Raw genomic sequence first — 11,934 nt, forward strand, 5'->3', positions numbered from 1 at the left:
ACGGCAAGTCATACAGCTTTGACCTGCGTCATCTTAAGGTCAGGGTGCCCCGATTGTGCTTGGATGAGAGCATTCGAAACAGCAAGGAGTCCCAATGAAAGACGAGGACAAGACGCTTTCGGTGCTCAACGCCCAGCAGGCACGCCTGTTGGCCCAGGGGCGGCACCCGGATCCCTTCGCTGCGCTCGGCCCCACCGACGACGGCAAAAATGTGGTCGTGCGCCTTCCGGGAGCCGAGCAGCTATGGCTGTTCAACGCCACCGATGAGGTACAGCTTCTTGCGGATTCAACCGACCCGGCGCTGTTCACCGGTCCGGCCTTGCCGTACTACCGGTTGCGCATCCGCTGGGCTTCGGGGCAGCTGGAAGAACGCGACGATCCCTACCGCTTTGGCCCAGTCATGGGCCAGCTCGATGAGCATCTCATCAGCGAGGGCGAGCACCAGAGCCTGTGGAACGCACTCGGCGCCCACCTGCTCACCCATGAAAAGGTGGCCGGCGTGCACTTTGCGCTCTGGGCACCCAACGCCCAAAGGGTCTCGGTAGTCGGAGAATTCAACGCCTGGAACGGCACCGCGCACCCGATGCGCTCGCGCGGCGCCACCGGCGTCTGGGAGCTCTTCCTGCCCGGGCTGGATGAAGGCGTGGTCTACAAGTACGAGATCCTCGGCCCGGACGGCACGCTGATGCCGTTGAAGGCCGACCCCGTCGGCTTCGGCTCCGAGCACCCGCCAGCCACCGGTTCGGTGGTGCGGCAGCTGGGCGCCCACCAGTGGCAGGACCAGCAGTGGGTGGCCCGGCGCGAGGAAATCAACTCCGTCGACGCCCCGATCAGCATCTATGAGGTGCATCTGGGCTCCTGGCGCCGCAGCGGCAACGAATCGCTGAACTACCTGCAGCTGGCTTCGCAGCTCGTGGACTATGCCGCGGATCTGGGTTTCACCCATATCGAGGTCATGCCGGTCAGCGAGCACCCCTTTGACGGGTCCTGGGGCTACCAGCCCATTGGGCTCTTCGCCCCGACCATCCGCTACGGTACCCCGCAGGACTTCGCCGCCTTTGTCGACGCCGCGCACGCCCGCGGGCTCGGGGTGATCGCCGACTGGGTGCCCGGGCACTTCCCCACCGACCAGCACGGCCTGGGCCGTTTTGACGGCACCGCCCTGTACGAGCACCTCGATCCGCGCGAGGGGTTCCATCCGGACTGGAACACGCTGATCTACAACTACGGCCGGCCCGAGGTGCGCAACTTCCTGGTGGCCAACGCGCTGTACTGGCTCGGGGAATACCACCTCGACGGGTTGCGCGTGGACGCGGTCGCCTCGATGATCAACCGCGACTACTCGCGTGCCGAGGGCCAGTGGATCGCCAACAAGGACGGCGGCAACGAGAACTACGAGGCGCTCGACTTCCTCAAGCAGACCAATGTGGCCAGCTACGGGCAGCATCCGGGCATCGCGATGATTGCCGAAGACTCCACCGCCTATCCCGGGGTCACCCGCCCGGTGGATGCCGGGGGCCTGGGCTTTGGCTACAAGTGGAACCTGGGCTGGATGAATGATTCGCTGGAGTACTTCGGCAAGGATCCGGTCTACCGCAAGCAACACCATAACCAGCTGACCTTCGGCATCACCTACGCCTTCAGCGAGAACTTCCTGCTGCCGATCAGCCATGACGAGGTAGTGCATGGCAAGGGGTCGATGTACTCGCGGATGCCCGGCAGCCATGCCGACAAGCTCGGCAACCTCAAGGCCTTCTACGGCTACATGTGGGGCTACCCCGGCAAGAAGCTGCTGTTCATGGGCCAAGAATTCGGGCAGCGCAGCGAATGGAACTACAAGGGCGAACTCGACTGGGGCGTGCTCGATGATCCGGGCCATGCAGGGGTGCTCGCACTGGTGCGCGATCTGAACCGGCTCTACCGCGAACAGCCCGCCCTGCACCGGCGCGACACCCAATCCGATGGATTCCAGTGGCTGCTCGTCGACGACGTGGAGCACCAGGTCTTCGCCTGGCTGCGCCGCGGCGAGCCTGGCGACCCCCATGTGGTTGTCGTCGTGAACCTGACCCCGGTTGAACGCACCGGATTCCGCATCGGGTTCCCGGTGGCTGGACGCTGGATCGAGGCATTGAACACCGATTCCGAGTGCTACCACGGGGCCAATCGCGGCCACGGCGGTGCCATCGAAACCGAAGCTGTCCCCGCTGGCGGCGAGGCACAGTCAGCACTACTTACGCTCCCACCTTTATCGGCAATCTATTTTGTGGAGGAACGCTCATGAATACTGCTCCCGATACCCGCCACCTGATCGGGGCGCCGCCGCGCCTCTCCAGCCAGGCGATGGCCTTTGTTCTGGCCGGTGGCCGAGGCAGCCGGCTTGAAGAGCTCACCGACCGCCGCGCAAAACCGGCGGTCCACTTCGGCGGCAAGTCGCGCATTATCGATTTCCCGCTCTCCAACGCCCTGAATTCCGGGGTTCGCAAGATGGCCGTCGCCACCCAATACAAGGCGCACTCGCTGATCCGCCATATGCAGCGCGGCTGGGGCTTCTTCCGGGCCGAGCGCAACGAGTATCTCGACATTCTTCCTGCCAGCCAGCGCGTCCAGGAAAACAAGTGGTACCTGGGCACCGCGGATGCTGTCACGCAGAATATCGATATCGTCGACGACTACGACATCGAGTACGTGATCATCCTGGCCGGGGACCACGTCTACAAGATGGACTACGAGATCATGCTGCGCCAGCATGTGAACACGCAGGCTGATGTGACCATCGGCTGCCTGACCGTTCCGCGCGCCGAAGCCACCGGCTTTGGCGTCATGCACGTGAACGGGAACGGCCGCATCGTTGACTTCCTGGAAAAGCCGGCGGATCCTCCCGGGATGCCTGACGATCCGGAGATGGCACTGGCTTCCATGGGCATCTACGTATTCAACTGGAAGTTCCTGCGCGAGTTGCTGCTGGACGATGCCGAAGACGCGAGCTCAAGCCACGACTTCGGCCACGATCTCATCCCCGCCATCGTGAAGAACGGCCGCGCCTTCGCCCACAAGTTCACCGACTCCTGCGTGATGAGCGGGCTGGAAACCGAGCCGTACTGGCGCGATGTGGGCACCATCGATTCCTTCTGGCGGGCGAATCTTGACCTCACCGAGGTCGTCCCCTCGCTGGACCTGTACGACAACAGCTGGCCCATCTGGACCTACGCGGAATTGACGCCTCCGGCAAAATTCATCCACGATGACGAGGCCCGGCGCGGGCATGCGATCGAATCGCTGATCTCGGGCAACTGCATCCTTTCCGGTGCCGAAGTCCACAAGTCGCTGTTGTTCACCGGCAACCGGGCCCACTCCTTCTCGAAGCTGGACCAGGTCGTGTCGCTGCCGAACGTCGATGTGGGGCGCAATGCCGAGCTGGCCAAGTGCGTGATCGACAGCCGGGTGCGCATTCCCGAGGGCCTGATCGTCGGCCAGGACCCGGTCGAGGATTCGAAATGGTTCCGCCGCACGGATTCCGGCGTGGTGCTCATTACGCAGCCCATGCTCGACCGCCGGGCCGCAGTGCTCGATGGCCGCCTGGACTTGGGCGCCGATGCGCTGGAGGGGAAGTAGGAACCCGATGGCTAAAAGACAACTGCGCGTGCTGTCTGTCGCCTCGGAATGCGCTCCGCTGGTGAAAACCGGCGGCCTGGCCGATGTGGTTGGCGCCCTGCCGGCGGCACTGGAGCCGCTGGGATGGCGCAGCCGCATCCTGATGCCTGCCTATCCGGGCCTGCTCGAGCGGGTGGGCCGCACCCGGCGGATTTGGCGCGAGGAGAACCTCTTCGGCGGCCCGGCCTCGGTCCGTTCCTGCCGCTACGAGGGGCTGGACCTCCTGCTGCTGGATGCCCCGCATCTCTACGACCGGCCCGGCGGACCATATATGGTCGATGGGCACGACCACCACGACAACCACGTGCGTTTTGCGGCGCTGTCCTGGGTGGGTGCCCGCCTGGCCATCGAAGGGACCTCCGACCGCTGGCGGCCGGACGTGGTGCATGCCCACGATTGGCAGGCCGGGCTGGTGCCCTCGTACCTGAAGTACGCCGGCGCCCAGACGCCCAGTCTGCTGACCATCCACAATATCGCCTTCCAGGGAATCTTCGGACCTGACCAGCTGGATGCTTTGCACCTTCCGACATGGGATTTCCATCCGGACGCCTTGGAGTACCACGGGCTGGTCAGCACCCTGAAGGCGGGCCTCGTCCATGCCTCGAAGGTGAGTACCGTGAGCCCGAGCTATGCCCAGGAGCTGACCCGCGAGGAGTTCGGCTTCGGGCTCCAGGGGGTCGTGTCCATGCGTGGCGAACGCGGGGAACTGAGCGGGATCCTCAACGGCATCGACACCGAGGTCTGGAACCCTGCCACGGATCCGGCGATAGCCAATTATTCCGCGGCAGATCCTGGCGCCAAGGCCGCAAACCGGCAAGCGCTCATCGAGGAATTCGGCCTTGAGGAACCTGCCGGCCCGCTGGCGGTAGTGGTCACCCGGCTCACCCATCAAAAGGGCGTGGACCTGCTCCTGGAGAAGCTGCCGACGTTCATCGAATCCGGTGGCGCCGTGGTGGTGCTCGGTTCCGGGGACCCCGGCTACGAGTACGCGCTGGGCGAGCTGGCGGCGCGCTATCCGCAATCGGTGGGCTTGCACATCGGCTACGACGAGCCAATGAGCCACCGGTTATATGCCGGCGCGGATTTGGTGCTGGTGCCCTCGCGGTTCGAGCCCTGCGGGCTGACCCAGCTCATCGGGCTGCGCTACGGCGCCATCCCACTGGTGGCCGCCACCGGCGGGCTGCGCGACACCGTGGTGGACGCTACGCCGGAGCATCTGGCCGACGGATCTGCCACGGGCTTCACCTTCAGCGACATTGACGCGGGCGGCTTGGGATTTGCCCTCGGCCGTTCGGTGGACCTGTATGCGGATCGCGAAGCGTGGGAGCGGTTGCGCGCCCAGGCCCTGAATACCCCGGTGGACTGGGGCACGTCGGCGGCCATCTATGCCCAGCTGTTCACGGAGCTCATCTGATGGCCGGAGCCCCGGCGGGGGTGACTTCCGCCGGCCGTCCCTGGCCGCTGGGTGTCACCGTGGATTCTGCCGGGGTGAACGTTGCCGTCTATGCTCCCGCGGCCAGCGCCCTGTACTTTTGCCTGTTCCCGGAAGGGGACCAGCAAACCGAACAGCGCCTAGCCATCCCCTATCGCCAGGACGGCATTTGGCACGCCCATTTTGCCGGCCTGGGCGCTGGGGCCCGCTACGGGCTGCGCGCCGACGGCGAGTTCCGCCCGGCCGATGGCCTGTGCTTCAACGTCAACAAGCTGCTTATCGACCCCTACGCCCGGTCCCTGGGCCGCCCGGTGCGCTATCACGAGCTGATGAACGGCACCCAGCGCGCAGACAACGATGACCCCGGCTCCCAGTTGGATCCGCGCGACAGTGCCGCGGTGGTGCCCAAGTGCATCGTTGCCGGACCGCCGGCAGGGCCAGACCCAGCCAGCAACCGCCCCGGCCACGACCTGCCCGATCTGGTGATCTACGAAACCCATCTGAAAGGGATCTCGGCGGCGCATCCCGAGGTCCCGGCCCAGCTGCGCGGAACCTATGCCGGCATGGGCCATCCGGCGGTCATCGAGCACCTTCGCGGCCTCGGGGTCACCGCGGTAGAGCTTCTGCCGGTACAGGCCTTCTTCGACGACGAGCATATTGCGAAGAAGGATCTGCACAACTACTGGGGCTATCAGCCGGTGGCCTGGTTCGCCCCGGAGCCCCGCTACGCCCAGCACGATGCCGTGGCCGAGCTTCGCCAACTGGTTCATGTCCTCCATGAAGCCGGCATCGAGGTCATCCTCGACGTGGTCTACAACCATAGCGGCGAAGGCGGGGCCGACGGGCCGACCCTGAACCTGCGCGGCCTGGACAACACCGGGTATTACCGCCTGCTCGAGGACAAAGGCCACTATGCCAACGACAGCGGTACGGGCAATACCCTTGCGGTCCATTCCCCCATGGTGCTGCGCATGGTGCTGGACAGCCTTCGCTATTGGGCACAGACTTTCGGCGTGGATGGCTTCCGCTTTGATTTGGCGACAGCGGTCGCACGCGGCCCGCAGGGCTTCGACACGCAAGGCGCCTTCCTGCAGGCCATCGCCCAGGATCCGGTGCTCGCCACGCTCAAGCTGATCGCCGAACCCTGGGATCTGGGCCCGGGCGGCTACCAGCTGGGGAACTTTCCTGCCCCCTTTGCCCAGTGGAACGACCAGTTCCGCGACGGGGTGCGCCGGGCCTGGCGCGGCGACGTGCTGGGTCAAGCCAATTTCGGCGCGTTGCTGCTCGGATCCGCGAATCTCTTCGACCACTCCGGGCGCAGCACCGCGGCAGGGATCAACTTCATCAGCGCCCATGACGGGTTCACCCTGCACGACATGGTCTCCTACTCGCACAAGCACAACGAGGCCAATGGCGAGGACAACCGGGACGGCCACGACGAGAACTACTCGGATAATTTCGGGGTGGAAGGCCCCGCCAACGACCCAGCCATCACTGAGGCCCGCGGCCTGCGTGTCCGCGGCATGCTCGCCACCCTGCTCCTTGCCCAGGGCGTGCCCATGCTTTTGGCCGGCGATGAACTGGGCAACAGCCAGCGCGGCAACAACAACGCCTACGCCCAGGACAATGAATTGGGCTGGCTCGATTGGTCGGCCCCGGACCGCGAGCTGATGGACTATGTGCGGCGGCTCATTGATGTGCGCCGCCGCCTCCCGCTGCTGCGCCAGCGCGGCTTCCTGCATGGACAAGTGCGTGCCAACGGACTGCCCGATGTGCGTTGGCTGTGCCCGGATGGGTCCACCCCCACTGCCGAGCATTGGCAAGACCCGGACTCCCGAGCCCTGGCGCTCCAGCTGCGCGGCGGCGCCCACGACCCGCGCGGTGAAGCCCTCGACGGTAGCGTGATGATCATTTTCAACCTCGGCGGGGACTGCGAATTCCAATTGCCCGGCACTGGCGGTACAGCCCCATGGCTGCTCGAATTGGATAGCGCCCTGCCTGGGCATCCAGCAGGCACCGTATCAGAACGATATGCCGCCAAGGCCCAATCTGTTGTGGTGCTCAGCTGCGGCGGGTAGCGCACAGGATTTGAATTGGATCCGAGCGGGATATCCCCCTGGCGCAACGCCACCGGTCATTCCCGCCTGGTCCGGATACGCGTCGTTCAAGACGTGCCCAGATCCATGAAGCTGCACGCCATGCCACCCCGGCCCAGCTTGCGGGCTCTAGCCAGTTGCGCAGGCTGCGTCCGCAAAAGAGCGGGTTCGAAGACAAAATGTGCGGGACATCACCATTGACAGGCCCTTGCGTGGGCGTAGTATTTCAATTCGTACTACGCATCCCGCGGTTTCGCGAGACGCTGCTTCTACCATTGCGACGTAAATGCCCTTCACCAAACTTCGGCTCCTGGCTCCGCTGGGCCACAACGCCTCGGCCAAGCCTGCGCGCATGGTCGCACTCATGTTTGCTGCCGCAATTCTCGTCGGCGGCCTGCTGCTTTCCTCGCCGCTGTCCAGCACCAACGGCGAATTCACTCCGCTGATCGATGGCGTCTTCACCGCCACCTCGGCAGTCTGCGTCACCGGCCTGACCGTGCTTGACACCGCTACCGACTTCACTCCCTTCGGCCAGAGCGTCATTCTGCTGCTGATTCAGGTCGGCGGGCTCGGCTTGATGCTGGTTGCCTCCTTGCTCAGCATGCTGGTCATGGGGCGCATCGGGTACCTGACCAGGCTCTCAACCCAGCGTGAAAGCAACGCGGTCAGCGGCTCAGATGTCCGTTCCGCCGCCATGGTCATCATCAAGGTATCCCTGATCATCGAGTCGATCGTGGCGGTGCTCCTCGGGGTGAGGTTCTGGGCCGGATACGGCTATGACCCGCTCAAGGCCTTGTGGCACGGCGCCTTCCATGCGGTCTCCTCGTTCAACAACGCCGGTTTCGCGCTGTATTCGAATAACCTGATGGATTTTGTTGCGGACCCCTGGCTGTGCCTGCCGATCAGCTTGGCCATCATCCTCGGCGGGCTGGGATTCCCGGTGCTCGTCCAGCTCAGGCGCCATTGGAACAACTCCTTGAAGTGGAGCATGAACACCAGGCTGGTGCTGCTGATGACCGTCTTGTTGCTGGTCCTGGGCACCGTGTTCATCACGGCCATGGAATGGAACAACCAGGAGACCCTCGGCCGGCTCGACCCCCAGGAGCGGATCCTGGCTGGCTTCTTCCAATCCGTGCAGACCCGTACGGCCGGGTTCAACTCCATCGACATCGGCGCCATGCACCCTGCCTCGTGGCTGGGAATGGATGTCCTGATGTTCATCGGAGGCGGTCCGGCCGGCACCGCCGGCGGCATCAAGATCACCACCGCGGCCGTTCTGCTGTTCATCATCATCACCGAGCTGCGCGGCGAGACGGCCGTGAATGTGCTGGGCAAGAGGCTGTCTCGTTCGGTGCACCGCCAGGCGATCACCGTGGCCCTGATGGGCGTTGCAGCCGTCTTCGCCGGAACCATGGGGTTGATGCTGCTCACCGGGTACACACTGGATCGCTGCCTCTTCGAGGCCACCTCCGCTTTCGCCACGGTGGGGCTGTCCACCGGCATCACCCCAGACCTGCCCGATGGCGCCAAGGGGATTCTTATCGCCCTGATGTACCTGGGCCGCGTCGGCGTCCTATCGCTCGGATCCGCTCTGGCCCTGCGCGACCGCAAGGCCCTATTCGAACTACCCAAGGAAAGGCCAGCCATTGGCTAAGCTACTGAATTTTCGCAATGACACCCGAGGACTGGCCAACGCCGATTCCGTGGCGGTGATCGGCTTGGGCCGCTTCGGCGAGTCCCTGGCCTTGGAACTGATGAAATCCGGCACGAACGTGCTGGGCATCGATACGCTGGAACAGAATGTCCAGGCCTTGAACGGGGAGCTGACCCAGGTGGTGCGTGCCGACGCATCCAATCGCGAGACACTGGAACAGCTGTCCATCCAGGAATTCGACCGCGTAGTGGTAGCCGTGGGCAGCCACCTGCAATCATCCATCCTGTGCTGCTCGCTATTGGTGAGCATGGGCATTCCGCAGATCTGGGCGAAGGCGCAGGATGACCGGCACGGGTTGATCCTGGAGCAGCTGGGCATCCACCACATCGTGTATCCGGAAAAGGACATGGGCAAGCGGGTGGCCCACCTGGTTCGCGGCTCGCTGATGGATTATCTGGAGGTTGATCCGGGGTACGCCATGGTGAAGATGACCACGCCTGCGCAGCTGCACGGCGTCAAGCTCAGCGATGCCGGGGTGCGCAACAAGTTCCGGGTGACCATCGCGGCCACCACCAACGCCGCGGGTGAATGGATCAATACCGATGGCAACACTGTGCTGCATACCGGAGACCGGATCCTGGTGCTCGGTTCCGTTGCCGATACCGAGAACTTCGGCCGCCTGCCCTGAGCCGGGATATGGCAATGGGCGCCTTCCACATCAAGTGGAAGGCGCCCATTGGCTGTTGCTGCTGAAGACCGCGAATCAGCCTTCGGCGCTGAATCTCAGGACCAGGGCCAGGCCGATAATCACGGCGCCCCAGATAAGACCGAGAATAATGGTGATGCGATTCAGGTTGCGCTCGGCAACACCTGAAGAGCCCATTGAGCTGGTCATACCGCCGCCGAACATGTCCGACATACCGCCACCACGACCCTTATGAAGCAGGATCAGGAGGGTGAGCAAGACACTGGTAATGCCCAGCAGTACCTGCAAAATGATCTTGATGATATCCAAGTCGACGGTTCCTTAGCTAGATTCAGTCGGTCACGAGGTGATGCTCGAACCTGACAATATTAGCAAACTCCTCGGCGTCGAGGCTGGCTCCGCCAACCAACACGCCGTCAACGTCACGCTCGCGCATGATCGCTGCCGCGTTTGCTGCCTTAACACTACCGCCATAAAGCACCTGGGTCTTCTCGGCAATTGCTTCGCTGAAGCGTTCAGCCAATGCACCGCGAATCGCCGAGCACATTTCCTGCGCGTCGGCCGGACCAGCAACTTCACCGGTACCGATAGCCCACACTGGTTCGTAGGCGATGACCAGGTTTTCTGCCTGCTCAGCGCTCACGCCTTCCAGCGATTCAGCCAACTGGTTCAAGGTGAAAGCAACATGCTCGCCAGCCTTGCGAACCTCCAGGCCTTCGCCAACGCAAAGCATTGGAGTCAGCTCGTGTCGGTATGCGGCTGCCAGCTTGGCTGCAATCACATCGTTGGTTTCGTTGTGGTACTCGCGGCGTTCCGAGTGGCCGACCAGCACGTAGGAGCAACCCAGCTTGTTCAGGAACTGGCCGGAGATTTCTCCGGTGTAGGCACCCGAATCCTGTGCCGACAAATCCTGGGCGCCGTAAACAACCTCCAGCTTGTCGCCCAGGACCAGGGTCTGAACGCCACGAATGTCCGTGAATGGCGGGAATACTGCCACTTCAGCACGATCGTAGTTGTGCTCGTGGTCCTTGAGGGTCCACGCCAGCTTCTGGACGAGGGTGATGCCCTGGACATGGTCCATGTTCATCTTCCAGTTGCCAGCGATCAGCGGCTGGCGCACGTAGGCGCCGTTCTGCGAAATGGTCATTTTCTAGCCTTCCAATGCGGCAACGCCCGGCAGGGTCTTGCCTTCGAGGTACTCCAATGAAGCGCCGCCACCGGTGGAGATGTGACCGAAGTCCTCCTCCGAGAAGCCCAATGCGCGGACGGCCGCGGCGGAATCGCCACCGCCGACAACGCTGAATGCTTCAGAGTTTGCCAGTCCCTGTGCAACGGTGCGGGTACCTTCGGCGAACGCCGGGATCTCGAAGACGCCCATGGGGCCATTCCAGAACACGGTGTTGGCGCTGGTGATGTAGCTTGCGAACTGCTCGGCCGACTTTGGCCCGATGTCCAGACCCAATCCGGTGGAGCCGAAGCTTGCCTCTTCGATCTTGTCAGCAGGCAGGATCTCGTGTGCCGCGTCGGCGCCGAACTTCTCGGCGACAACAACGTCAACAGGAACGATGATCTCGCAGCCCAGCTGCTCGGCGCGCTTGAGGTATTCCTGGCACACAGCAATCTGGTCTTCTTCGAGCAGCGAGCCGCCAATGGCGTAGCCCTGTGCCTTCAGGAAGGTGAATGCCATGCCGCCGCCGATCAGCAGCTGATCGGCCTTGCCCAGCAGGTTGTCGATCACTGCAAGCTTGTCCGATACCTTCGAACCGCCAAGCACCACCACGTAGGGGCGCTTTGGAGCTTCGGTCAGGGTCTTGAGGACCTTGACCTCGGTAGCCACCAGGTCGCCCTGGTAGCTGGGAAGCAGGCTGGCAATGTCGTAAACGGATGCATGCTTGCGGTGCACAGCGCCAAAGGCGTCGTTCACGTAAGCGCCGTTCTCGCCGGTCAGAGCTGCAAGCTCCTTGGCGAACTCTTCACGCTCTGCATCGACCTTGGAGGTCTCGCGAGCGTCAAAGCGGACGTTTTCAAGGACAAGAACGGAGCCTTCTGCAAGTTCTGCCGCGGCCTTGCGAGCGGATTCGCCCACAACATCCTCGGCGACCGTTACGTCGAAGTCAGCCAGTTCGTTCAGGCGCTGTGCTGCAGGTGCGATCGAGTACTTCGCATCAACCTGCCCCTTGGGGCGGCCCAGGTGCGCCATCACGATGACCTTGGCACCTGCTTCAACCAGCTTGGTGATGACCGGCAAAGATGCGCGTACGCGGCCGTCATCGGTCACAGTTGCACCGTCGAGCGGCACGTTCAGGTCGCTTCGGACCAGAACGTGCCGTCCGCGGACACCGTTGTCAGCGATCAATTCGTCAATAGTGTGAGAAGACATATCTCTAGGTTATCG

The 11,934-nt window shown here is 63.4% G+C and carries 9 protein-coding genes; 6 read left to right on the forward strand and 3 right to left on the reverse strand.

Features of this window, described 5'->3' with window-relative positions; genetic code table 11:
• Window positions 1-94 precede the first annotated feature (94 nt).
• The 6 genes from glgB (at window position 95) to AOZ07_RS09870 (ending at window position 9,521) form a co-directional block, all read left to right on the forward strand.
• Window positions 95-2,281 (forward strand): 1,4-alpha-glucan branching protein GlgB, encoded by a 2,187-nt coding sequence (gene glgB / locus AOZ07_RS09845; protein ID WP_060701839.1) that lies wholly within the window; start codon window positions 95-97, stop codon window positions 2,279-2,281.
• Window positions 2,278-3,612 (forward strand): glucose-1-phosphate adenylyltransferase, encoded by a 1,335-nt coding sequence (gene glgC / locus AOZ07_RS09850; RefSeq protein WP_060701840.1) that lies wholly within the window; start codon window positions 2,278-2,280, stop codon window positions 3,610-3,612. Before glgB ends, glgC begins: the two co-directional genes overlap by 4 nt.
• A 7-nt stretch (window positions 3,613-3,619) precedes the next feature.
• On the forward strand, window positions 3,620-5,065 hold the full coding sequence (gene glgA, locus AOZ07_RS09855) for a glycogen synthase GlgA (RefSeq protein ID WP_060701841.1): 1,446 nt from the start codon (window positions 3,620-3,622) through the stop codon (window positions 5,063-5,065).
• Entirely contained in the window at window positions 5,065-7,161 is a 2,097-nt protein-coding gene (gene glgX / locus AOZ07_RS09860; protein ID WP_060701842.1) for a glycogen debranching protein GlgX, read from the forward strand. The genes glgA and glgX overlap by 1 nt, the downstream gene beginning before the upstream one ends.
• Window positions 7,162-7,465: 304 nt before the next feature.
• The gene (locus tag AOZ07_RS09865) at window positions 7,466-8,833 is read left to right on the forward strand and encodes a TrkH family potassium uptake protein (RefSeq protein WP_060701843.1); all 1,368 of its coding nucleotides are present in this window, start codon (window positions 7,466-7,468) and stop codon (window positions 8,831-8,833) included.
• Window positions 8,826-9,521 carry a potassium channel family protein gene (locus tag AOZ07_RS09870; RefSeq protein ID WP_060701844.1) on the forward strand — a complete coding sequence of 232 codons (696 nt, stop codon included), beginning with the start codon at window positions 8,826-8,828 and terminating at the stop codon, window positions 9,519-9,521. The genes AOZ07_RS09865 and AOZ07_RS09870 overlap by 8 nt, the downstream gene beginning before the upstream one ends.
• A gap of 75 nt (window positions 9,522-9,596) precedes the next feature.
• Here AOZ07_RS09870 and secG read toward each other — a convergent pair whose 3' ends face one another.
• The 3 genes from secG to AOZ07_RS09885 are packed head-to-tail and all read right to left on the reverse strand — an operon-like array spanning window position 9,597 to window position 11,919.
• The gene (secG, locus tag AOZ07_RS09875; protein WP_013349244.1) at window positions 9,597-9,848 is read right to left on the reverse strand and encodes a preprotein translocase subunit SecG; all 252 of its coding nucleotides are present in this window, start codon (window positions 9,846-9,848) and stop codon (window positions 9,597-9,599) included.
• 22 nt (window positions 9,849-9,870) lie between these two features.
• Window positions 9,871-10,686, reverse strand: a complete 816-nt coding sequence (tpiA, locus tag AOZ07_RS09880) for a triose-phosphate isomerase (protein ID WP_060701845.1) — start codon at window positions 10,684-10,686, stop codon at window positions 9,871-9,873.
• A 3-nt stretch (window positions 10,687-10,689) separates the two neighbouring features.
• Window positions 10,690-11,919 carry a phosphoglycerate kinase gene (locus tag AOZ07_RS09885; RefSeq protein ID WP_060701846.1) on the reverse strand — a complete coding sequence of 410 codons (1,230 nt, stop codon included), beginning with the start codon at window positions 11,917-11,919 and terminating at the stop codon, window positions 10,690-10,692.
• Window positions 11,920-11,934: the final 15 nt, after the last annotated feature.

This window comes from Glutamicibacter halophytocola (genome assembly GCF_001302565.1).
GTDB classification, from domain to species: Bacteria; Actinomycetota; Actinomycetes; order Actinomycetales; family Micrococcaceae; genus Glutamicibacter; species Glutamicibacter halophytocola.